The sequence below is a fragment of the Streptomyces novaecaesareae genome (genome assembly GCF_000716875.1).
Classification (GTDB): Bacteria; Actinomycetota; Actinomycetes; order Streptomycetales; family Streptomycetaceae; genus Kitasatospora; species Kitasatospora novaecaesareae.
On sequence record NZ_JNWQ01000005.1, the window covers coordinates 77329 to 99889 of the forward strand.

General features: G+C 74.6%; 21 protein-coding genes and 1 pseudogene. 10 read left to right on the forward strand and 12 right to left on the reverse strand.

Annotated features, from left to right (window positions below):
- Window positions 1-102: 102 nt before the first annotated feature.
- The 5 genes from OP86_RS03260 to OP86_RS03280 all read right to left on the reverse strand — a co-directional run bounded on the left by OP86_RS03260 (window position 103) and on the right by OP86_RS03280 (window position 7978).
- Complete coding sequence (locus OP86_RS03260) at window positions 103-3156, reverse strand: type I polyketide synthase (RefSeq protein ID WP_051829619.1); 3054 nt, start codon at window positions 3154-3156, stop codon at window positions 103-105.
- Window positions 3153-5126, reverse strand: coding sequence for a non-ribosomal peptide synthetase (locus OP86_RS03265; RefSeq protein ID WP_051829620.1), 1974 nt, complete (start codon window positions 5124-5126; stop codon window positions 3153-3155). Before OP86_RS03265 ends, OP86_RS03260 begins: the two co-directional genes overlap by 4 nt.
- Window positions 5127-5391: 265 nt before the next feature.
- Window positions 5392-6144: a maleylpyruvate isomerase family mycothiol-dependent enzyme gene (locus tag OP86_RS03270; RefSeq protein WP_033330805.1), complete on the reverse strand. Its 753-nt coding sequence runs from the start codon at window positions 6142-6144 to the stop codon at window positions 5392-5394.
- 58 nt (window positions 6145-6202) lie between these two features.
- Window positions 6203-7510, reverse strand: coding sequence for an aldehyde dehydrogenase family protein (locus tag OP86_RS03275; RefSeq protein ID WP_209440333.1), 1308 nt, complete (start codon window positions 7508-7510; stop codon window positions 6203-6205).
- A gap of 168 nt (window positions 7511-7678) precedes the next feature.
- Entirely contained in the window at window positions 7679-7978 is a 300-nt protein-coding gene (locus tag OP86_RS03280) for a hypothetical protein (RefSeq protein WP_030062292.1), read from the reverse strand.
- Window positions 7979-7998: 20 nt separating this feature from the next.
- Between OP86_RS03280 and OP86_RS37705 the strand changes: the two genes are divergently transcribed.
- Window positions 7999-8361, forward strand: coding sequence for an SDR family oxidoreductase (locus tag OP86_RS37705; RefSeq protein ID WP_245231769.1), 363 nt, complete (start codon window positions 7999-8001; stop codon window positions 8359-8361).
- Here OP86_RS37705 and OP86_RS03285 read toward each other — a convergent pair.
- The 6 genes and pseudogenes from OP86_RS03285 to OP86_RS03305 all read right to left on the reverse strand — a co-directional run bounded on the left by OP86_RS03285 (window position 8321) and on the right by OP86_RS03305 (window position 13460).
- Window positions 8321-8962 (reverse strand): DUF4360 domain-containing protein, encoded by a 642-nt coding sequence (locus OP86_RS03285; RefSeq protein ID WP_030062291.1) that lies wholly within the window; start codon window positions 8960-8962, stop codon window positions 8321-8323. The genes OP86_RS37705 and OP86_RS03285 overlap by 41 nt on opposite strands.
- A 243-nt stretch (window positions 8963-9205) precedes the next feature.
- Entirely contained in the window at window positions 9206-9697 is a 492-nt protein-coding gene (locus tag OP86_RS03290) for a hypothetical protein (protein ID WP_245231770.1), read from the reverse strand.
- Between the two features lie 228 nt (window positions 9698-9925).
- Window positions 9926-10633 carry a hypothetical protein gene (locus OP86_RS03295; RefSeq protein WP_209440334.1) on the reverse strand — a complete coding sequence of 236 codons (708 nt, stop codon included), beginning with the start codon at window positions 10631-10633 and terminating at the stop codon, window positions 9926-9928.
- Window positions 10634-10661: 28 nt separating this feature from the next.
- Window positions 10662-11645 (reverse strand): hypothetical protein, encoded by a 984-nt coding sequence (locus OP86_RS03300; protein ID WP_051829621.1) that lies wholly within the window; start codon window positions 11643-11645, stop codon window positions 10662-10664.
- Window positions 11646-11653: 8 nt separating this feature from the next.
- Window positions 11654-11770: pseudogene (locus OP86_RS35540) on the reverse strand (hydrogenase expression protein HypE); the annotation flags it as partial.
- A 553-nt stretch (window positions 11771-12323) separates the two neighbouring features.
- Window positions 12324-13460 (reverse strand): FAD-dependent oxidoreductase, encoded by a 1137-nt coding sequence (locus tag OP86_RS03305; RefSeq protein WP_033330810.1) that lies wholly within the window; start codon window positions 13458-13460, stop codon window positions 12324-12326.
- A 198-nt stretch (window positions 13461-13658) separates the two neighbouring features.
- Between OP86_RS03305 and OP86_RS03310 the strand changes: the two genes are divergently transcribed.
- The 3 genes from OP86_RS03310 (at window position 13659) to OP86_RS36385 (ending at window position 15871) form a co-directional block, all read left to right on the forward strand.
- Window positions 13659-14573, forward strand: a complete 915-nt coding sequence (locus OP86_RS03310; RefSeq protein WP_033330812.1) for a hypothetical protein — start codon at window positions 13659-13661, stop codon at window positions 14571-14573.
- A 40-nt stretch (window positions 14574-14613) separates the two neighbouring features.
- Window positions 14614-15117: a GNAT family N-acetyltransferase gene (locus OP86_RS03315; protein ID WP_030062282.1), complete on the forward strand. Its 504-nt coding sequence runs from the start codon at window positions 14614-14616 to the stop codon at window positions 15115-15117.
- Between the two features lie 112 nt (window positions 15118-15229).
- On the forward strand, window positions 15230-15871 hold the full coding sequence (locus OP86_RS36385; protein ID WP_157849653.1) for a hypothetical protein: 642 nt from the start codon (window positions 15230-15232) through the stop codon (window positions 15869-15871).
- A gap of 4 nt (window positions 15872-15875) precedes the next feature.
- Here OP86_RS36385 and OP86_RS03330 read toward each other — a convergent pair whose 3' ends face one another.
- Window positions 15876-16517 (reverse strand): L-threonylcarbamoyladenylate synthase, encoded by a 642-nt coding sequence (locus tag OP86_RS03330; RefSeq protein ID WP_033330818.1) that lies wholly within the window; start codon window positions 16515-16517, stop codon window positions 15876-15878.
- A 213-nt stretch (window positions 16518-16730) separates the two neighbouring features.
- On the opposite strand from OP86_RS03330, the gene OP86_RS03335 reads away from it, so the two are divergent.
- The 6 genes from OP86_RS03335 (at window position 16731) to OP86_RS03360 (ending at window position 22532) form a co-directional block, all read left to right on the forward strand.
- Window positions 16731-17072 (forward strand): hypothetical protein, encoded by a 342-nt coding sequence (locus OP86_RS03335; RefSeq protein ID WP_030062278.1) that lies wholly within the window; start codon window positions 16731-16733, stop codon window positions 17070-17072.
- A gap of 418 nt (window positions 17073-17490) precedes the next feature.
- Entirely contained in the window at window positions 17491-19314 is a 1824-nt protein-coding gene (locus OP86_RS03340; protein ID WP_051829622.1) for a phospholipase C, read from the forward strand.
- Window positions 19315-19529: 215 nt separating this feature from the next.
- Window positions 19530-19754: a hypothetical protein gene (locus tag OP86_RS03345; RefSeq protein WP_030060651.1), complete on the forward strand. Its 225-nt coding sequence runs from the start codon at window positions 19530-19532 to the stop codon at window positions 19752-19754.
- Between the two features lie 132 nt (window positions 19755-19886).
- Window positions 19887-21113, forward strand: coding sequence for an AI-2E family transporter (locus OP86_RS03350; protein ID WP_063832277.1), 1227 nt, complete (start codon window positions 19887-19889; stop codon window positions 21111-21113).
- 125 nt (window positions 21114-21238) lie between these two features.
- Window positions 21239-21574 (forward strand): GNAT family N-acetyltransferase, encoded by a 336-nt coding sequence (locus OP86_RS37060; RefSeq protein WP_030060649.1) that lies wholly within the window; start codon window positions 21239-21241, stop codon window positions 21572-21574.
- Window positions 21575-21725: 151 nt separating this feature from the next.
- Window positions 21726-22532, forward strand: coding sequence for a sigma 54 modulation/S30EA ribosomal C-terminal domain-containing protein (locus tag OP86_RS03360; protein ID WP_033330821.1), 807 nt, complete (start codon window positions 21726-21728; stop codon window positions 22530-22532).
- Window positions 22533-22561: the final 29 nt, after the last annotated feature.

Genomic DNA, 22561 nt, shown 5'->3' on the forward strand with positions numbered 1-22561 from the left:
GTGTCGTCGGCGGTCACGCGGACCGGTGCGGTCAGGTGGACCGATGCGTCAGGTGGACCGATGCGGGTCGCTCGGACCGGTGCGGTCACGCGGACCGGTGGTTCAGGCCTGCTCGGCGGTCAGCAGCCGGGCCAGGCGGGCGGGGGTGGGCGCGCCGAAGAGCTGTTTGACGCTCACCCGCACCCCGAACTCGGCGCGGACGGCCGAGGCGAGCTGCACGGCGATCAGCGAGTCACCGCCCAGCTCGAAGAAGTGGCCCTGCGGGCCGACCGCCGCCAGTCCGAGGACCTGGGCGAACAGTCGGGCCAGCCGCTCCTCGGGGCTCCCCCCGCCCGGCGCCCTCCGCTCGGCGCCCTCAGCGCCCTCGGCGGTCACCGTCCGGGCCGAGCCGCCGTCCGCCGGGCCGCCGTCCGCGCCACCGGCCGGTACACCGACCGAAGCAGCCGGGGCGGCCGCCGCGGCGTCGCCGGGCAGCGGCGAGTGGCGGTCCCGGCTGAACGGGTAGGTCGGCAGCGGCGTCCGCCACGGCTCCCGGGCGCCCCGCAGGGCCTCCCAGGAGAGCTGCGCGCCCGCGCTCCACAGCCGCCCGGCGGCCGTCAGGGCCGTCCGCAGGGCGGTCTCGCCGTCGGCCGGGTGCGGCAGGCTCGGGATCGCCGACTGCCCTTCGCCGCGGGCCGGGTGGCGTCGGGCCAGGCCGGTCAGCGTCCGCCCGGGGCCGACTTCGAGCAGGATCCGGCCCGGCTCGGCGAGCAGCGTGGTGAGCGTGTCGGAGAAGCGGACGGCCTCGCGCATGTGGGCGGTCCAGTACCCGACCGTCGGTGCCCGGTCGGCGGGCACCCAGCCGCCGGTGGTGTCACTGGCCCAGGGCAGGGTCGGCGGCCGGAGCTCGATCCGGGCCAGCGCCTCGGCGAACTCCGCGAGGATGGGCTCGACCACCGCGCTGTGTCCCGCCGCCGCGATGTGCAGCAGCCGGGCGTCCACTCCCTCGGCGGTGAGCCGCTCCAGCAGTCGCCGGACGGCCGGTTCGGGACCGGAGAGCACGCACTGCTCGGGCCCGTTGACGGCCGCCAACTCGATTCCGTCACCGGAGAGTTCGCCGGGGAGTTCACCGTGGAGTCCGCCGTGGAGTCCGCCGAGGAGTTCGCCGACCGCCGACTCGGCGAGCGGCACCGCCAGCATCGCCCCGGCGGGCAGCGTGCCCAGCAGTCGGCCGCGCTCCGCGACGAGCAGCAGGGCCTCCGGCAGCGTCATGACGCCGGCCACACAGGCGGCCACGAAGGCACCGAGGCTGTGCCCGGCGACGGCCGTCGGCCGGATCCCCCAGTGCTGCCACAGCTCGGCGAGCGCGTACTCCACGACGAAGACGGCGGGTTGGGCGATGCCCATGTCCCGCAGGGCTTCCCGGGCGGCCGCCGTCTGCTCCTCCCCCACCGGGTGCAGCACCTCCCGCAGGTCCCGTCCGAGCACCCCGGCGAGCAGTGCGCAGCACTCGTCCACCTTGGCCCGGAAGACCGGCTCCTGCTCGTACAGCTCCCGGCCCATGCCGATGTGCTGCCCGCCCTGCCCGGGGAAGACGAAGGCCACCTGGGGTTCGCCGGTGGCCCGCCCGGCCGGGGTCGTGGTGTCGAGCAGCTGCTCCACAGCCTCGCGGTGGTCGTTCGCGACGGCGAAGCGGCGGTGCTCGAAGGCGCGGCGGCCGGCCTGGAGCGTCCAGGCCGCGTCGGCCAACGGCCGCTCACCGGTGCGCTGCAGGTGTTCGGCGAGCCGGGTGGCCGAGGCGGCCAGGGCGGGGGCCGTCCGGGCGGAGAGCACCAGCAGCTCCGGGCGCGGCGCGGCCTGTGCGCGGGCCCGGGCCGGCGGCTGCTCGACCACCACGTGGGCGTTGGTGCCGCCGATGCCGAAGGAGCTGACCCCGGCCCGGCGCGGGTGCCCGGTCGGCTGCCAGTCGTACAGTTCGGCGTTGACCACGAACGGGCTGTCGGCGAACGGGATTTCGGGGTTGGGCCGGCTCCAGTGCAGGCTCGCCGGGATGAGCCCGTGCTCGACGGTCAGGACGGCCTTGATGAAGCCCGCCACGCCGGCGGCGGCGTCGGTGTGCCCGATGTTGGTCTTGACCGAGCCGATCCGGCAGTAGCCGCGCCGGTCGGTGCCGTGGCGGAACGCGGCGGTGAGGGCGGCGAGTTCGATCGGGTCGCCGAGCGGGGTGGCGGTGCCGTGCGCCTCGACGTAGCCGATGGTCGCGGGGTCGATCTCGGCCACCAGGTGCGCGGCGCGGATCACCTCGGACTGCCCGGTGACGCCGGGGGCGGTGAAGCCGACCTTGTCCGGGCCGTCGTTGTTGACGGCGGTGCCGCGGACCACGGCGTGGATGTGATCGCCGTCCGCGAGGGCCTCGGCGAGGCGCTTGAGCACGACGATGCCGACGCCGTTGGCGCCGACCGTGCCGCGGGCCTGCGCGTCGAAGGCCCGGCAGTGGCCGTCCGGCGAGATGACCCCGCCCTCGGTGTACTCGCCGAAGCGCAGCGGCACGTGCACCGAGGCCCCGCCCGCCAGCGCGAGGTCGCACTCCCCCGCCAGCAGCGCCTGCGCCGCGACGTGGATCGCGACCAGCGAGGTGGAGCAGGCCGTCTGCACGGTGATCGCGGGCCCGGTGAGCCCGAGCTTGTGAGCGACTCGTGAGGTCAGGAAGTCGATGCCGGTAGCCAGCCTCAGCTGCCACTCGCTGACCGGCCCGAGGCTCGCCCGGTGGGCCAGCAGGGTGTCGAGGTAGGCGGTCTGGCTGCTGCCGGCGTAGACGCCGATCGCGCCCTCGCACGCCTTGGCGTCGTAGCCCGCCGCCTCCAGGGCCTCCCAGGCGCACTGCAGGAAGAGCCGCTGCTGGGGGTCGAGGATCAGGGCCTCGCGGGGTGAGTAGCCGAAGAAGGCGGCGTCGAACTCCTCGGCCCCGTCGAGGAGTCCGAGGGCGGGCGTGTACTCGGGGGTCTGCGGCGCGGCCCCGGGGAAGCGGGTGATCGACTCCTGCCCCTTGAGCAGGTTGCTCCAGTACTCCGCCACGGACCGCGCCCCGGGGAAGCGCCCGGCCATCCCGACCACGGCCAGGTAGGGGCCGTCCGGATCGGGCTGCTCGACGGCGTCCGTCGTACCGACCGCGCTCATCGGGCACCCCCGGCGGTCTGCCGGGCCGCGCGGCGCTGCTGGAGCTGGGTGCGGGCGGCCCGCCGGGCCTCGGCCCGCTCGTCGGAGCCCGAGCCTGCGCCTGCGCCTGCGCCGACGCCCGGTCCCTCACCCGCTCCCGCTGCCGGTCCCTCTCCCGCCTCCCGTGCCGCCAGGTGCGCGGCGAGCGTGCGGACGGTGGGGTGCGCGAACAGCTCGACGCCGTTGACCGGCCGTCCCAGCTCGGCGGAGAGCTTGCGCTGTACCTGGACGAGCAGCAGCGAGTGCCCGCCGATCTCGAAGAAGCTGTCGTCCACGCCGACCCGGTCGGTCTTCAGCACCTCGCACCAGATCGCCGCGATCCGCGCCTCCAGGCCGCCCGGCGGCACGGCGGGGGAAGCCGGGGCAGCCGGAGCGGCCGCCGGCGCCGGGACGGGCAGGGCCCGCTGGTCGATCTTGCCGTTGGCGGTCAGCGGCAGCTCGTCGAGCAGCACGTAGGAGGCGGGCACCATGGCCGGGAGCAGCTGGGCGGCGAGGTGTCCGCGCAGTTCGGCGGCGGTGGCCCCCTCCGGTTCGAGTACGGCGTAGGCCACCAGCCGGGTGTCGCCGCCTTCGTCGGAGACGGCCCGTACGTGCGCCTGGCGGACGGCCGGGTGGGTCAGCAGGGCGGCACTGACCTCGGTCGGCTCCACCCGCTGGCCGCGGATCTTGACCTGGTCGTCGCTGCGGCCCAGGAAGTGCAGTTCGCCGTCGGCGCCGAGCCGGGCGAGGTCGCCGGTGCGGTAGAGCCGGGCGCCGGGGCGGCCGCTGAAGGGGTCGGGCACGAAGCGCTCGGCGGTCTGCTCGGGCCGGCCGAGGTAGCCGCGGGCCAGCAGGGCGCCGCCGAGGTGGAGCTCGCCGGGGAGGCCGGCCGGGACGGGGGCGAAGTCGGCGTCCAGCAGGTGCACCTCGACGCCGGGCAGCGGGCGGCCGATCGGCAGGGTGTCCGTCTCGGGCAGCGGACGGTCGGTGAGGTCGTGCAGGGTGGCGGTGATGGTGGTCTCGGTCAGGCCGTAGGCGTTGACCACGGGCACCGCGCTGTGCCGGCGCCAGGCGGCGAGCGTGTGGGTGTACGCGGTGTCGCTGCCGACGACCAGCAGGCGCAGCGCGGCGGGCAGCGGGCGCGGCTGGGCGTCCAGGTCCCGGGCCCACTGGTCCCAGTACGGGGTGGGCAGGTTGGCGAGGGTGACGCCCTGTTCGTACAGGAAGCCCTCCAGTTCGACGGGCGGCGGCACCGGAGCGGGTGCGACGGCGACGGCCGCGCCGGTGACCAGCGCGGGGTAGAGCTCCTCGCCGAGCACGTCGAAGCCGGGGTTGGCGAACTGCAGTACCCGGTCGGCCGGGGTGAGCCCGAAGGCGCCCCGGATCGCCTGCGCGTGGTGGGCCAGCGAGCCGTGCGTGACGGCGACGGGCTTGGGGCGGCCGGTGGAGCCGGAGGTGAAGATCACGTAGGCGAGGTCACCGGGGGCGGGGGCCTGCGGCCGGTCGTGTTCCGGGCGGGCGGCCAGCTCCGGCGCCGCCGGGTCGACGGTCTCCACGCCGTCCTCGGTGCCGGTCCCGATCAGCAGCCAGGCGCCGGCGGCCGCCAGCAGGTCCGAGCGCCGCCGGGCCGGGAGGGCCGGGTCGAGCGGCAGGTAGCCGGCTCCTGACTTGAGCACCGCGAGCACGGCGGTGACGAGTTCGCGGCCGCGCGGCAGGCTGATCGCCACCACGCTCTCGGCGGCCGCGCCGCGCTCGACCAGCAGGTCGGCCAGCCGGTTCGCGTCGGCGTTGAGCCGGGCGTAGGTCACGGTGCCCGTCGGGTCGCTGACCGCGACGCCGCCCGGGTCGGCCCGCACCCGCTGTTCGAACAGCCGCGACACGCAGTCGCCGGCCTCCTGCTGCTCGGCGCCCGGAGCAGCGACCGCTCGGCTGTCCATCGGTTCGGCTTCCATCCGCCCCTCCTCGGTCCCGCGGTCCGGTGTCCGAACCGCTGTCGTACCGAGCCTGCGAGAGCGCGCCAACGCCGCGCCATCGATCCGGGCGGCCGGTCGATGGCGCGGCGTTGGCCGGCCGCTGCGCAGGTCAGCGGGATCCGAGAGACGAGCGGGGCAGCGGGGTCAGCGCCCACCACGCACGCGAGCCGGCCCGGTGGATGGAACCACCGGGCCGGCTCGGTCGCGGCAGGGGCGCTCGCGCCCGCGCTCCGCCGGAGCGGCCCTAGAAGGCGGAGTTGGCGAACCAGAGCTCCAGCAGCTGCTCGTCGCCGGCCGTGGTGATCTCGGCCGCCGTGCGGTCGGTGCGGCCGTAGAGGAGGAGCAGCAGGTCGGCGGCGGTGGCCGAGACCGTGGCGTCGGCGGGCGCGTCGCCGGGCTCCAGGCCGAAGCCGTCGGGGCGCAGGCGCACCAGCCACTGGCCGTCCCCGTCGGTGCGGGTGAAGCGGATCGTCCGGTCGTCGCCGCGCAGTTCGGCCGTCCGCGGGGCGAAGATCGCCGCGTACGGGAGGTTCGTCAGGAACTCGTCCACGCCGTCCGCGGCGAGCACCGGGTCGATCCCGGGCTCCAGGCCCAGGGCGAGTTCGGCGTCCACCCGGTGGACGAGGGTCTCGAAGAGCATGCGGCGCACCCAGAACCGGGCGTGCTGGTCGACGCCCCACGCCCACATCGGCGCGTCGAGGTCGCCGTCCGCGAAGGTCGCGTCGGCCTCCGCCGCGGCCTCGGCGAGCCAGGCCGGGTAGTCCTCCGCCCGCTCGGGAAGCTTCAGTTCGACGTCCCGGCTGGTGGGCGGCTCCTGGCTGCGCCGCTGGAGCAGGACGGTGAACCAGCGCTGGACGCTGCCCGCGTGGCGGACGAGGTCGGCGAGGGTCCAGCCGGGACAGCTGGGGACCGGGACCGCCGGGTCGGCGGCCCGCACGGCGGCGACGAACCGGGCGGTTTCGGTGGAGACGGCGGCGACGTGCTCGTTCGGGGTCATGTACGGGCGCTCCAGGGCGAGACGGGAAGGAGGGGCAGGAGGGGATTCGGCCGGGGGTTCAGCCGAGCGGCTTGTCGACGACGGCCTTGAGGTGGCTGAACGTGTCGATCGAGTACTCGCCGTGGTAGCGGCCCATGCCGCTCTCGCCGACGCCGCCGAACGGCAGTTCCGGCATCGCCAGGTGCGAGACCGGCAGGCCGAAGACGAGCGCGCCGGAGGAGGTCTCCTCGGCCAGCCGCCGCTTGGTGTCCGCGGACTCGGTGAAGGCGTACAGGGCGAGCGGCTTGTCGCGCTCGTTGATGAAGGCGATCGCCGCGTCGAGGTCGGGGACGGTCAGGACGGGCAGGATCGGGCCGAAGATCTCGGCGCGCATCACCGGGGCGGTCTCGGGGACGTCGGCGAGGACGGTCGGGGCGAGGTAGCGCGCGTCGCGGTCGTGCGCTCCGCCGACGACGGTTCGCCCGTCGTCGAGCAGCGCGGTGAGCCGGTCGAAGTGGCGCTCGTTGACGATCCGCCCGTAGTCCGTGCTCTCGGCGGGGTTGTCGCCGAACAACTCCCTGACGGCGTCGGCCAGTTCCTTCTCCAGGCCGGCCGCGGTGTCGCCGATGGCGAGGACGTAGTCGGGGGCGACGCAGGTCTGGCCGGCGTTGAGGAACTTGCCGCGGGCGATCCGCCGGGCGGTGACGGCGAGGTCGGCGCCGGGCTCGACGACGACCGGGCTCTTGCCGCCGAGCTCCAGGGTGACCGGGGTCAGGTGTTTGGCGGCGGCGGTCATGACGATCCGTCCGACCGCGCCGTTGCCGGTGTAGAAGATGTGGTCGAAGCGCTGCTCCAGCAGGGCGGTGGTCTCCGGCACGGCTCCCTCGACGACTGCGACCGCCTCCTCGCCGAGGTAGCGCGGCAGCAGTTCGGCGATGGCCGCGGAGGTCGCGGGGGCGAGTTCGCTGGGCTTGACGAGGGCGGTGTTGCCGGCGGCCAGGGCGCCGACCAGCGGGGCCAGGGCGAGCTGGAGCGGGTAGTTCCAGGGTGCGATGATCAGCACCACGCCCAGCGGGTCGCGGACGACCCGGGCCTCGGCGGGGCGGAAGACCTCGGGCACGGCGGCCGGCCTCGGGTCCAGCCACTGCGCCAGGTTGGCCACGGTGTGGTCGAGCTCGTTGATCGTGAAGCCGATCTCGGTGCGGTACGCCTCGGCGGCGCTCTTGCCGAGGTCGGCGTGCAGGGCCTGCTGGAACACCTCGGCCTGCTCGGTGAGCAGGGTGCGCAGGGCGGCCAGCTTGTCCAGCCGCCAGGCGAGCGGCCTGGTCCGGCCGGTGGTGAACTCGGCCCGCAGTCGGGCGACCACTGAAGGAATGCTGTCGTTCATGAGGGTCTCGCGGTCTCGAGGCGTCGTTGGCGCTTGACACATGGAACTTTCACCACATGAAGCAATAGCGACACTAGGGATGAAAGGTTGAGTTTGTCAAGCATCCACCGCCCGGACCACCACCCGAACCGCTGCTGCCCGGCCCACCACCGACCGGACCGCCCTCGGCTAAGCGGCCCCGGCGACGCCGGGCGCGACGAAGCGCCGGTGGAGCGGATGGAACTCGACCGCGGGCTCACCGGCGATGCCGACCTTCTCGATCTCGGGTGCCAGCCGCTCCGCGAAGAAGGCCTCGAAGGCCTGCTGGGACTCCCACACGTCGGTCACGTTCAGGCCGTGCCCGTCGAACCAGGCCACGTGCAGATGGCCGCCCGCCGGCGCGAGGTCCTCCCAGTGCACCGCGTCACGCACCGCGTCGTACTGCGCCGGGGTGGTTCCGGCCCAGCGCATCGACATCACCACAGCCATGGCCCTGCTCCTTCACGCTCATGACGCCTCGGCCCCCACCCCCAAGCCAACTCCCGCTCCCCGCCACCCGCACCCCGGGCACTACGGCACCGACGAGTCGGCCGCCGCGGAGACGGTTCGACGGATCCGCGCCGCCGACGGCCGGGCCTTCGCGGTCCGGGCGCGGTTCGGGGACGCGGGGGACGCCCGGACGCTCTGGGCGGGCGTGGACGAAGGGAGCACTGGAGACCTTCGGCCTGGCCCTGGCGAAGGAGCTGGGTCCACGCGGGATCACCGTCAACACCGTCTCCCCCGGCGCGATCGAGACCGACCTGGCCGAAGCGGGCAGCCGTCCGGCGAGGATCAGGGGCACTGCTTCCAGGCGAGGTGGTAGACGGTGTTGATGTCGCCGTCCGTCGAGTCCATGGTCATGAAGCTGGTGGTGCGGGTCGGGTCCGAGGTGCCGGAGCTGACCCGCAGCTCGGTGTTGATGTTGAAGTTCCGCTCCTCGCCGCAGGGGGCGAAGACCAGGGCCGCGACGTCGACGGTGTCGGTCGCCTGCCAGTTGTCGTCCCTCGGGCCGTCGAAGCGGTGGTTCTGGTGGGCGGTGTCGGGCAGGCCCTGGAAGTAGTAGCCGGCCCGCTGGGTGCCGCTCGCGCCCTTCTCCAGGTGGGCGTAGCCGCGGTAGTCGGCGGAGGCGATCGCGTAGGTGAAGCCCTGCGGGACGTGCACCCGCAGGTTGAGCTGGCAGTTCTTCCGGAAGTCGGTCGGCTTCGACCCCACCCCCACCTGGGCCAGGTAGCTGCTGTAGGTGACGGTGAAGGCGGTGTTGTCCGGGGAGACGGCCACGGCGGCCGTTCCCGCCGGACATCCGGAGCCGTTGACGGTCGCGACGTCGATGACGATCCGGTCCGGCGGGGTCGGGAGCGAGTCGACGCCGAAGGCCGACGGGCCGGACAGCGAGGCGGCGACGGCGGTCGCGGCGGCCAGCGCACGGAGCAGCATGGGCTTCCCCTTCGATCGTGCACGGAGTCGGAGGCGGCGCGGCAGGGTCCGAGGCCCGTCGAGCCCCACCCCGGCTTGACATGCCTATGTCAGCACATCCGCGAACCGCTGCCTAGGACCGCGACACCGAAAGGGCACGCCCCCCGACCCCAGTCACCACACAGCCGAACTCCGGCCCCAGAAAGCCGAGTTCGGCGGCCCGCGGCGAACAACCGCGAACCCGCCGAACCCCGCTCCAAGGCGTCAACCGTACAGCGCCACCCTGGGCTGGATCGTCCCCGGGCCCGCCTTGACGACGGTGAGCCGGTACTGCTGGGTCAGGGTGTGATGGCTGTGCAGGACCAGCTTCGCCCGGGTGAGGTCGGTGTACAGCGTGCCGGTCTGGCTCGCCAGCCGCACCGTCGTCCAGTGGCCGCCGCTCAGCACCTCCAGTCTGATGTCCGCCGGGGCGAGGAAGGGCCCGTTCTCCGGTGACTCGACGAGGATCTGCGGGGCCACGGTCCGGTCCGCCCCCGAGTCGTTGCGGTAGGTGACGGTGATCCGGTGCGCCGCGTGGTCGGACGGCAGCGGGCGGCTCGCCAGGTCGACGAAGGAGGTCGGTGCGGCCGCGGCCACCGCCTGCGGGGCGGAGGCCACCGTGGCGGCCGCCTGCGAGGGCGCCGTGAACGCGGCGGCCGGCAGGGCAGCCAGGGCGGTCAGGGCCAGAGCCCGGTGGAGGATCTTCCTGGTGGGCATGGCGCCTCCTTGAGTCGGCGGACTGCCGCCGCCGGTCCCGGACCGTACCCGTCCACCCTGCACTCCGACGGCGTACCACGCATCCGCGCCGGACCGGCACCTCCCGCGGGGCCCGCCGGGAGCAACCCCGGGCGGCGGGAGCGCTTCGTCCGGGCCCTGGCCGATTCGCTGCACCGCTTCCTGGCCTGACCCGGGCCGGGGCGGTTTCCGCCGCCGCCGGCCCGGGCCTCAGTGCCGGGGGACGCCCCCGACGAAGTCCTTCAGGGCGTCCATGCGGGTCCGCCGACCGGGCGGGTAGCGCCGCAGGGCGCGCTCGGCCCGGCGCGAGCCCGGCGGGTAGCGCCAGCGGGCCCACGGCGAGCCGGGTTTGGCCAGGCGCAGGCACGCGATCAGCGCGACCAGGGGCACCAGCAGCCCGAGCACCCCGAGCGCCGTCTTGCCCTTGAGGATCGCTCCGACGGCGAACACCAGGTCGACCAGCAGCAGCACGGCGAAGGCCAGGTGGGCGGCGGTGCCCTGGCCGGTGTCGGCGAACGGGTTGAACCCGGCCACCAGCAGCAGGCCGACCGCCACCGCCAGGAAGGCCGCGTCGACGGACTTGCGGCCCTCGCGCGACCAGTAGACGTCCTCCAGGTGCAGCCACAGCGCGTACTCGTCGAGGGTGAGCGCGGCGCCCGCGCCGAACAGCGCGGCCAGGACCTGCGCCCCGGGGGTGTCCGGCCGGTAGGCGAACTCCATCGCACCGGCCACCAGCATCGCGAGGATGCCGTACACCTGGTGGTGCACGTGGGTGCCACCGACCTCGACGTTGCGGAAGGGCCCGCGGCCGGCCCGGATCAGCCGGGTGATCACGCGGGTGCCCACGAAGGTGAGCACGAACGCGCCGACCATCCACAGGCCGATCCCGTGGTTGGGCACGGTAATTACCACGTCCACCTGGTCATCGGATCCGCCACCCATGTCGTCAGCAGATCCGCGGCAACTGTTCGCCCAGCGCCAGGATCTCGTCGATCTCGGTCGCGTCGTCCAGGGTGCCGAGGCGCTCCGGGGCGACGCGCGGGTGGTCCTCCAGGATGATCGGCGAGGACAGCATCACCCCGTACCCGCCGTCCGGCCCGGCCAGGACGGGCCAGGTGTGCCGGTTGCGGCACCGCTCGACGGCCGGGCGGGCCCACTCGGGCGGATCGGTGGCCGACACGAACCGGCCGTGTTCCAAGCCCAGCAGCAGGTGCGTGGAGACGAGGGAGCGCGGCAGCGCCTCCTCGCGGCTCGCCCGCCGGGGCGGCACCCAGCCGGAGACGTTCTCCACCACCGCCGTCAGCCGCTGCGCCTGGTACGGGCCCGGCAGTTCCTCGGCGGTCAACCGCACCAGGCCGTCGACCTGTTCGCGCCGCCGTACCAGCCGTCCGACGGCGGCGCCGTGCTCACGCAGCAGCTCCGTCCCGCCGACGCCCGGCAGCCGGAACGCCCGCTGCGCGCCCTCCCGGATCAACTCGTCGACGTCCAGGAGGACTTCGATCCGCTCCTCGACCGCCTCGTCCCGTTCGACGAGCACCCGGTCGGCCAGCTCCAGCCGCTCCACCGGCTCGAACCCCCCGGTGGCCGTGGCCTGTTCGACGGTGCGCCGCTGGACGCGCAGGAAGCGCAGCTCGACGGCCAGCCGGTCGCTGGCGCGCGCCTCCATCACGCAATCGGTGCGCTGGTGCGAGTGCTCGCCGCCCTGCGCGGTGTACTCGGGCGGCACCAGGACGCCGAACTGCCAGCGCAGCCGGTTCCTGGCCGCCGAGGCGCGGTACGGGTAGAGCACGTAGCCCGCCAGCAGAACCGAGTCGGCGATCTGCCGGGCGGCCGCGAAGCCGCGCTCGATCCCGGCCGGGAAGGTGCTCGCCGGGGAGGTGCTCGCCGGAGTGGGGCTCGCCGGAGTGCGGCTCGCCGGGGAGGTGTTCATCGGGCTCCCTCCTCGATGCTCGGCTGCATCGCGGCGGTCAGCGAGACGGAGTCGCCGTCGCAGCCGAGGCCGGCGTTGATCCGGAGAATGTGCACCACGTCGGTGTCGGTTGTTGCAGCACCCATGAGGATGCCTCCTCGGGGATGGGAGCCGGACGGAATGGCTCGAACCCAGTCATACCAACAGTCCTGGGCGGACGCCGGTCTGCAGACCCGGCGCAGGCTCCCGCGGGGCGCAAGCCGGCCGGGCCGTTCGGGTCACGACCGGACGAGCAGCCCGGCAGCTCGTCGGCGTCGGGCAGCGCGGGCACCCGAGCAGCCGAGCGCCGTCACCGCCGGGAGCTTGAAGGTCTCGGGGCCGCCGGACGTGCGCCGCCGCCGCAGTTCGGGGATCCACACTGCTCCGTCCGGGGTAGCCCGGCAGACCGCACCGGCGTGGGTGGCGACCAGCTCGCGCAGGACCGTCCCGCTGGAGTCCCGTACCCAGTCGATCCGGCGTTCCTGCCGGCGCAGGATCCGCAGGTCTGCCCCCGGGGTGCGGGCGGCCGGGAACCCGGCGATCGTCGCCCCCGGCCCGGCGGCCCCCCGACCGGTCGGCCATGCCGCGCCGCCCGTTCACCCGAGCGGCCGGACGCCCGCGCCGTCCGCCCTCCCCCGGCTACCGGCTACCGGCTACCGGCTACCGGCGCGCGGGGGTGAAGTCCGGTAGCCGGTCCAGGCTTTCGGTGACGGCGGCGAAGCCGTACTCCAGCATCCGCTGCTCGTAGCGCTCGACGGCCGTCGGGAGCTCGGTCTCGCCCCGCTGGACGGCCGCGAGCGTGCTGGCGAGCAGCGCGGCGTCGCGCAGGGCCGTGTTGGCGCCCTGGCCGCCGCTCGGCGGCATGACGTGGATCGCGTCCCCGAGCAGGGTGACCCGGCGGGTGCCGCCCCAGTGCGGCACGGGCTCGGCGTAACGGACCGTCAGCGGCGAGCTGTTGACGACGTCGGCCGCACGGACCAGGTCGACGAGGTCCGGGTGCCAGCCGTCGAGCAGGGCGAGCAGGTCGCCGCGGACGGCCTCCCAGGAGCGGGGCCCGGCGGGCAGGGCGTCGGACGGCATCACCACCCAGCGCAGGTAGCTGTCGGTGTCGGGCAGCCGGACGTCGGGCGCCAGCTCGGCGGCCGCAAGCCGCGGCGGCCGGCGGAACTCCATGCGGCCGAGCAGCATGCTCGCGCCGGGGCCGTGCACGACGGTGCCGAAGCCCGGGACGAGGGCGGCGAACCGCTCGGTGAGCGGGGTACGCCCGAGGACGGCGTTGCCGGGGAGGGTGACCACCTCGGCTGCGGGCAGCAGTTGGCGGCGCACCGCCGAGCCCACGCCGTCCGCGCCCACCAGCAGGTCGCCGACCGCGCTGCCGCCGTCCCCGAAGTGCGCCTCGACCGTGCCGTCCGCCCGCTCGGTGTAGCCGACCACGGGCTTGCCGAACTCGACCCGGTCGGCGAGCCCGGCCAGCAGCAGTTGACGCAGCACGTACCGGTCGGCGGCCGTGCCCTCGTCCGCGCGGCCGAGGCTGCGGACCTCCCCGAGCAGGTGGTCCACGGCTCGCCGTTCGCCCGCCATCGGCCCGGAGACGGCCGCCAGCAGGGCGTGCAGCCGCTCCGGCAGGCAGGCGTGCAGAGCGGCCAGGCCGTGCCCGTTCAGGGCGATCCGGAAGCCCTGGTAGCGGCTGTGCGGCCCGTCCTCCCGCTCGTGGACCCGGACGTCCACACCGGCCCGCAGCAGTCCGTGCGCGAGGCAGAGCCCGCCGAGTCCGGCCCCGGCCACCAGTACCTTCATGTCCGCTCCCCTGTCCGTCGCTGTCGTCTTCGTCCCTCGTCGGGGTCGAGCCTGCCGCAGGGAGCCGGCCGGGTGTCAGTGAGTTCTGTGGCCGGAACGGCATGACAAACGTCACCGGGGGCGGCCGGAGGAGGCGCGGACCGTACTGCCCGTAGCATGGCGGCCTTCGGAACGACGGTGTGATGAGGGGAACGGGACGTGCGCGGGGGCGAGCTGGTGGGCGGTCTGGGACGGTTGGTCGGAGCGGCGGCCGGGGCGGCGGCAGGGGCCGCAGCCGAGCTGGGCGAGGCCGGGCGGCAGGCCGTGCTGCGGGGCGGACGAGCCGCGGCGGGCGGGCGCTGGGCGCTCACGGCCCTCGGCTCCGTCCCGCCGCCGCCCGTTCCCGCCACCGAGCCGTGGAAGCTGTCGGTGGGCACCCTGATCGGCCGTCACCCGCGGACCCCCGCCGTGGTGCAGAAGCTGCTCGGGCTCCTCGACGGCATCGGCGCCGTCCACCTGGGGCCGACGGAGGTCGGCTTCGACGGCGAGGAGATCGCGTGGGACAAGGTCGTCGAGATCCGTACCCGCAACGCCTTCGAGGTGCTGACCACCACCGCCCTGGAGCAGGAGGTGGACCGGGTCCGCGAGTTCCTGCCGCCGGTGCCCGGCCGCAAGTGGGTCGTCACCAAGGCCGGGGAGGCGCTGGCCACCGTCGTCCTCGCGGCCCTCGAACGCGGCTCGGTCGAGCAGCGCCTGGACGAGCTGACCGTCCCGGCGAGGATCGTCCACCGCGGTCTGCTCGGCCGGCCGCGCACCCTGGACGCGGGCGTGTTCGCCGCCGCGACACTGGTCGTCACCGCCCGGGCCGGCGAGAGCCTGATCGCGACCGCCCGCAAGCGCGGCATCCCGGTCCTGCCGGCCGAGCCGTCCGCCGAACCGGGCCAGGCCGCACACGTCGCCACGCTGCGCGAACGCACCGACTCCGTCGCCCGGTTGCTGGGCCGCATCGAGCAGAGCGGCCCCGAACCGGCGGAGGCCGCCGAGACGGCTGCGATGGTGGAGGCCGGAGCCCCGCAGCCGCGGCTGTCCCTGGACAAGGCCGCGAGCGAGGACGTCCGGGCCCCGCGGGATTAATCCGTGCAGGTCGGAGCCCAGCTCGGCTACTGTCCGGCCCATGACTTGGTTGCCTGCGGATTTCGTCCACCCCGTCCACGTCCCGCTGCCGGGCGGCGGCTACCACCTGCGTCCGATCTCCGGGGCCGACACCGAGCTCGACTACCCCGCGGTGATGGGCTCCCGGGAGCGGCTGTGGGCCGTCTACGGCGAGGCCTGGGGGTGGCCCGCCGCCACCATGACCTACCAGCAGGACCTGGACGACCTGGTCCGGCACGAGCGGGAGATCGCCGCTCACGAGTCGTTCAACTACGCGCTGTTCGACGACGCGGAGACGGCCCTCCTCGGGTGCGTCTACATCGACCCGCCGCAGAAGGCCGGTTCGGACGCCGAGATCTCCTGGTGGGTGGTGGACGACCGGGTCGGCACCGAGCTGGAGCGGGCGCTGGACACGCTCGTCCCCACCTGGATCGCCGACGCGTGGCCCTTCCGGCAGCCCTGCCTCATCGGCAGCGAGGTCTCCTGGCAGGAGTGGCTGGCCCGGCCCGCGGCCGTCGGCGCGTAGCCCGGGCCAACCCGGGCGGCGAACGCGCCTCGCCCGAGCGCGAGTTCGGATTCAGGAAGGTCGGCACACGGCGTTCTGGACGAGGCCCGGCGCGGCGCACCACGATGAGTCCATGACGGACAGCGAATCGGCGGCGCCGCCCGCTCCCCCGCCGGCCCCGGGCACCGGACGGGCCCGCCGTCCGGACTGGGGAGCGGTGGGGGCGATCGCGGGCGCGGTGGCCGCAGTCGTGGCCCTGGTCGCCTACCTGGCGCCACCGGACGCGCCGTCACAGCCCTCGGGCCTCCCGGTGACCACCACCACGGCCCCGGTGCCGCCGGATCCGCTCCCCGCACCGACCCCCACACCGGTACCGAGGCCGTCGCCGGAGCCCGAACCGCCCGCCCCGGAGCCGAGCCCGTCACCGAGCCCGTCACCGATCCGGACCCGGCCGGTGACACCGGTGCCGGAGCCGCCGCTTCCGGCGGTCAAACCCGGCGGCTGTGACCGGGCGCAGGCGGCGCTGGCCGCGTACCGCCGCAATGCCGGAAGCACCCGCGGCAGCCAGGCGGACGCGGCCGGCCAGGCGTACCGCGACCTGATGGACGCGGGCCTGGACGCTCAGGGCACGGTCGGCTCGACGATCCGCCGCCTGGCCGCCGAGTTCCAGGAGCTGAACGCCCGGTTGACCGGCATGGTCGCGGCCGACCCCAACCAGGTGATCGCGGACATCAACGCGGACATCCCGACGCTCAACCGGCTGTGCGGGTCCTGACCCCTCAGCTCTCCCGCAGGTCGGGGACGACCTCGCGCAGGCGGTCGGCGGTGATCGCGCCCGCCCGCAGCAGGACGGGCACCTCGCCGGTGACGTCCACGATCGAGGACGGAACGGCGGCCGCCGTCGGGCCCCCGTCGAGGTAGACGGCCACCGAGTCGCCGAGCATGCCCTGGGCGGCGTCGCAGTCCTGCGGGGAGTCATGGCCGGTCAGGTTGGCGCTGGAGACGGCCAACGGCCCGGTGGCGTCGAGCAGTTCGATGGCGACGGGGTGTGCGGGCATCCGAACGGCGACCGTCCCACCGGTCTCGCCGAGGTCCAGCTCGACCGAGGCCAGGTGGCGGGCGACCACGGTCAGCCCGCCCGGCCAGAACGCGGCGACGAGTTCGCGCGCCCGCTCCGTCACCTCGACCAGGCCGTCGAGGGCCTCCGGGGAGCCGACCAGCACCGGTGAGGGCATGTTCCGTCCCCGCCCCTTGGCCGCCAGCAGACGGGCGACCGCCTCCGCGGAGAAGGCGTCCGCGCCCACCCCGTACACCGTGTCCGTGGGCAGCACGACGAGTTCGCCGCGGCGCACCGCCGCCACGGCCTCGCGCAGCCCGGCTGCGCGCTCGGACGCATCCGAGCAGTCAAAACGACGAGTCATCAGGGATCTCCACCAGCGGGCGACCGGCCCGCACCGTTCATCCGGCCCGGCAACCTCGCCGACCGGGCACGACCTGGAAAGACTACCGGGCCGGGCCCCGCTGCCCCGCCGGGCCCTCACGGGCGGCCCTCCTCCGCCGGTCGGGTGCACCGGGGCCGCGCCCGGCCGTCGCGCCCGGGGGCGGACCGCGTCGGGCGGACGTAGGTTGCCGACATGACCAGTGACGAGACCATCCCGGCCGTGGGAGTGCGCCCGCTGGACGAGGTGTTCGCCGCGATCGACACCGCCAACCGGCGGCCCCGGCCGTGGACCGGCTTCGAGCACGGCGTGCTGGGCGCCTACCGGTGGGCCGCCGGCGCCCAGATCGCCGCGCCCGTCACCGCCGTCGCCGCGGTCGGCGCGAACGGACCGTGCCGCGCGCAGCTGCTGGCGGAGTGCCAGGCCGCCGCCGTGGGCCTGCGCCGGGCGCTGGCGCAGGACACCGACCACATGTACGTCCTCGGGGCCCACCAGGCGCTGGCCTGGCTCTGCGGGCTCCACGAGGACTGCCCCTGACGCGGACGTGAACGGCATCCGGGGCTTCCGGAACCGCCCACGGAAGGGTCCACGTACGGCCGTCCGGTTCGGTGAACGCCCGGCGGCCCTGCGCGCCCGTCCGAAACGGAGTGCGACAGGCCGTACACGCCCCCAGCCCCCCGACGCGTAGCCCCGCCCCCGGCGGGCGCGCCGGCCGGGGGCGGGGCTACGCTGCTCGGCTGACGGGCGGTCGCCCATCCGACGCACCCGAACCGATTGGAAGCCAGAAGGCTTCACCTCGGACCACTCCGGTTCACCTTGTGTTCACATGTACATGCAAATAGCGTTCACCTCGCTTGTCTAGCTTCATGCCGCCACCGCCGCACCAAGATCCACCCGGATCCACCCGGCGGGGCCCCAACTCCGACACACATGATCTGACGTTCGAGGTACCGACATGCACGCAGTACCCACCCGCACCCGGTGGCTCCGCCACGGAGCCGCCCTGGCCGGTGCGGCCTCGCTCGCCGCCTTCGCAGGCGCGCCCGCGGCCTTCGCGGCCGACGCCCCGCAGACCACCACCCCGGTCAAGCACCTGGTGGTGATATTCCAGGAGAACGTCTCCTTCGACCACTACTTCGGCACCTACCCGAACGCGGCCAACACCGCCGACGACAAGGTGAAGTTCACCGCCAAGCCCGGCACCCCGAAGGTCGACGGCCTCTCCGACGACCTGCTCCACCGCAACCCGAACGGCACCAACCCGAAGCGGCTCGGCCCGGCCCAGGCCGTCACCTGCGACCAGGACCACACCTACAAGGACGAGCAACTCGCCTTCGACGGCGGCAAGATGGACAAGTTCGTCGAGCACACGGACGTCGAGAACTGCAAGGCGCCGATGTTCACCCAGCCCGGCCTGGTGATGGACTACTACGACGGCAACACCGTCACCGCCCTGTGGAACTACGCCCAGCGCTTCGCGATGAGCGACAACTTCTTCGGCAGCACCTACGGCCCCTCCACCCCGGGCGCGCTCAACCTGGTCTCCGGCCAGACCCACGGCGGCTACCCGGTCGACCCGAAGACCGGCCAGAAGACCACCGACGCCTACGTGGTCTCCTCCCCGGACGCCAACGGCGTCGGCACCGTCATCAACGACCCCGACCCGGGCTTCGACGACTGCTCCAACCCCCAGCACAACCAACTGGTGATGACCGGCCGGAACGTCGGCGACCTGCTGAACGACAAGGGCGTCAGCTGGGGTTGGTTCCAGGGCGGCTTCAAGCCGACCGGCGACAAGGACGGCAAGGCCGTCTGCGGGACCTCCCACGCCAACATCGTGGGCGCGTCGCAGACCGACTACAACCCGCACCACGAGCCCTTCCAGTACTACAAGTCCACGGCCAACCCCAAGCACCTGGCTCCCAAGGACGCCGACGAGATCGGCCACGACGGCCAGGCCAACCACCAGTACGACCTGGCCGACTTCGACACCGCCCTGCAGCACGGCAACCTCCCCGCCGTCAGCTACCTCAAGGCCGCCAACTACCAGGACGGCCACGCGGGTTACTCCGACCCGCTGGACGAGCAGCACTTCGTCGTGGACACCCTGAACAAGCTGCAGAAGTCCAAGGACTGGGCCTCCACCGCCGTCGTCATCGCCTACGACGACTCGGACGGCTGGTACGACCACAAGTTCGCCGAGCCCGTCAACGGCTCCCGGGACGCCGCCAACGACAGCCTCGGCGGCGCCGGCCAGTGCGGCAAGGACGCCGGCTGGGGCGGGTACGCCGACCGCTGCGGCTACGGCCCGCGACTGCCGCTGATGGTCCTCTCGCCGTACGCCAAGGCCAACTTCGTCGACCACGCCCAGACCGACCAGACCTCGGTCCTGCGCTTCGTCGAGGACAACTGGAAGACCGGGCGGATCGGCGACGCCTCCTTCGACGAGCACGCCGGCTCCATCGAGGGCATGTTCGACTTCAAGAACCCGCAGCCGGCGGCCCTCGTGCTCGACCCGACCACCGGCCAGCCGGCCGGCGGGACCACCCCGACCGGCCCGGCCACCCCGACCGGTTCCTCCGCCTCCACCCCGGCCGGCTCGACCGACGGCTCCGGCACCGCCGTCGCGGCGCCCACGAGCAGCGCGACCGGCCCGGGCCTGGCCGTGACCGGCGCGGACTCCAACACCCTGCCGATCGCGGCCTCGGCCGTGGCACTGCTGGCCCTCGGCGGCGGCGTGGTGTTCCTCGCCCGCCGCAGGCGCGGCCGTCGCGCCTGACCATCCGTCCCGCACGCACACGACGACCCCGGCACCGCCGGGCCCTCCCCGGGCCCGGCGGTGTCCGCGCAGCGGGGCCCGCGGTGCCGCGGCTCCGCCCCCGGGAGGCCGGCGCACCGGGCCACAACCATCCCACCGGTCCCGGCCCGGTGGCCGACCGGCAGACACCGGGGTTGCATGGACTGACCGAGCCCCAGCGATCCGGAGGTAGCGCCGTGTACGAGATGTGGGCCGAGCACGACCCGGCGGTTTCCCCGCCCGCCGTGGTGTGGCACGTGGTGGCGAAGGACGACTCGACGTCATCGCTGTGCGGGCGGTTCCTCGAACCGTCGCAGCGGGTCGTTCCGGCGGGGGACGGCGCCGACGCCGCGGGGCCGGACCGGTACTGCGATCCCTGCCTGGTCACCGTGCGCGAAGCCCTGGCGGCCAGCGCCGGGTAGCGGTCCGCCACCACACCCGGCGCAGCGGCCGCCCCGGAGCCGCCGACAGGGCTCGTCGGCCGTGTTCGTCGGCGGTGTTCGTCACGGCGGCGGCCCGGTGAACGGCACAGCCCAGGAAGGACGCCCGTGCGCATGAACGGCGCCAGGCCGGCCCGGCGGGCCGGGCCGCTCGGCAGCCGCCGTCCCCGGGTGGCCCCGGGTCGAACCGGTCCGGGGCCGGCCCGGGAGAACCGGGCGCCGTCCGGGGAGCGGGTGCCCTCCGGGCTGCGGACGGCGGCCGGGTACGCCTGGCGGCTGGGGCTGCTCGGTGTCGGCGCCTACCTGGTCGTGGACGTCCTCGCCCGGCTCGAACTGCCGGTGGTCGCCCTGTTCGTGGCGCTGGTGATCACCTCGGTCCTGCGCCCGCTGGTCGACCTCTGTGCCCGGGTGACTCCCCGCTCGCTCGCCGTCCTGCTGGCCCTGGTCGGCACCATCGTGGTCGTCGGCGGGGTGCTGGCGCTGGTCGGCACGACCGTCGCCGCGGAGTGGGGCCGGCTGAGCGACGAGCTGCGCGGCGGCCTCGGCCGGATCGACCACTGGCTGACCGGCGCCCCCTTCCACCTGCGGCCGGGCACCGTCACCGACCTGCGGGCCAAGATCGGCGAGTTCATCTCGTCCCACCGCGCGACACTGGTCAGCACCGCGCTCAGCGGCGCCGGCCGGGTCGTCGAACTGGTCACCGGGCTGGCGCTCGCCCTGTTCTGCTCGGTGTTCTTCCTGCACTCCGGCGACCGGATGTGGGCCTGGGCCCGGCGGCAGCTCCCGGGCCACAGCGGCACGGTCTGGGACCGGGCCGGACGCGCGGCCTGGCGGACCTTCGCGGGCTACACGCGTGGCGTGCTGATCGTGGCGGCGACCAACGCCGTGCTGGTCGGCATCGCGCTGGCCGTCCTGCGGGTGCCGCTGGTCCTGCCGCTGATGGTGCTGGAGTTCGCGGCAGCGCTCATCCCGCTGATCGGCTCCCCGATCGCCCTGGCCGTCGCCGCCGTGGTCGCGCTGGCCGCCCGCGGCCCGGTGACCGCGCTGCTGGTGCTCGTCCTGATCGTGGTCATCGGCCAGATCGAGGGCCACCTGCTGCACCCCCTGGTGCTCGGCTGGTCCGTGCGGATCCACCCGGTGGTCATCGCCCTGTCGGTGGCCGGCGGTGCCGTCCTGGCGGGCATCCTGGGCGCGGTGGTGGCGGTGCCGGTGGTGTCCGTCGCCTGGGCGGTGCTCGGCGAGCTCCGCGACCTGCCCGACCTACCCGACCTCCGCGACCACAGCGGCCACGGGCACTCCCGTGCGAAGGGCCGGGCGGAGGGTGGGGACGGCGGGGGGTGACCAAGGCGGGGGCGGCCTGGCAGGATGCCGATGATCGACTCCAGCGACATCCCGGGTTCAGGAGCACCCCGAGTTCGGAGACAGCCCGTCTCCACGGACACCCCGGACGACCGAAGGGCCCCACCGTGACCACTTCCGCCAGCACCGTCGTCGAGCGCGCCGACGACCGGAACCGCTACGAGATCCTCGTGGACGGCAAGCTCGCCGGATTCACCGAGTACCGGGACCACGAGGAGCAGCGCGTCTTCTTCCACACCGAGATCGACGAGGCCTTCGCCGGCCAGGGCCTCGCCTCCCGCCTCGTCCAGGAGGCGCTCACGGACGTACGCGCGGCCGGGAAGCGGCTCGTGCCGATCTGCCCGTACGTCGCCAAGTTCCTCCTCAAGCACGAGGAGTTCGGCGACATCACCGACCCGGTGACCCCCGAGGTCAAGGCCTGGCTGCGCACCCGGCTGGGCTGACCGGGCCGCGCCCGTCACGCGCCCGCCGGGGCCTCGCCGCTCCTGGCCCATCCGGCCCCCGAGGTGGGGTCGTTGGGCCCTGGCCGGGTGCGCCGGTGCCCGGGATCCTGGTCGCCGGAGTGTGCCGACAGGGAGCGGAAGGGCCTGGTTGATGGGCGAGTTGGTCACGGTGAGGGCGTTCGAGGGGCTGACCGGTGAGGACCTGGCCGAGGCACGGGTCCGGGTCGCCGCCGCGGCGGCGGCTCCGGGCGTGGGGACCCTGGTGGAGGCGCTGCGGGTCAGGTTCGCGGCCGTGGCCGACGGTGTGCTGGCCCAGGCCAACGCCGAGGTGGACGGCCGGCGGATCCGGGTCCAGGAGGTCGCGGCCGGGCTGGGCGACTCCCTCGACCGGGTGGCCGAGGCGCTGCGCGGCAGGATCCGGGCCGTCACCGGCGCTTGGGCGCCGCGCCCCTGGCCGGCCCACCGGGCGGCGGCCCCCGGCGCTGCCGTTCCCGTTGGCCCGGTCGTCCCCGTCGTCCCGGTCGTCCCTGCGGATCCCGCCTGCTCCGCCGTCCCCGGCGGCCCCGGCGACGTCCCCGGCGGCCGGGTCGTCCGGCGCAAGGAGCCCTCGCTGGTGTGGTGTTCGCCGGAGGCGGCTGCCCGGACCATGGACGCGATGGACTACGACATCCACCTGTTCACCGATCCGGCGACGGAGACCGACGCCGTCGTCTACCGCGTCGGCCCGACCGGCTACCGCCTCGCCCGCACCGTCGCCGCCGGCCCGCCCGGCCGCCGCACCGCGCCGATCACCCTCAGCCCGCACGGCGCGCCCCGCCTCACCGAGGCGCAGGCCGTCGACCGGCTGGAGGGCGCCGAGCTGCCGTTCCTGTTCTTCGCGCACCCCGTCAGCGGCCGCGGCCGGGTGCTCTACCGGCGCTTCGACGGCCGGCTGGGCCTCATCGCGGGACGGGCCTGAGCAGCGGCGGCCCCGAATCCCCCGAACCC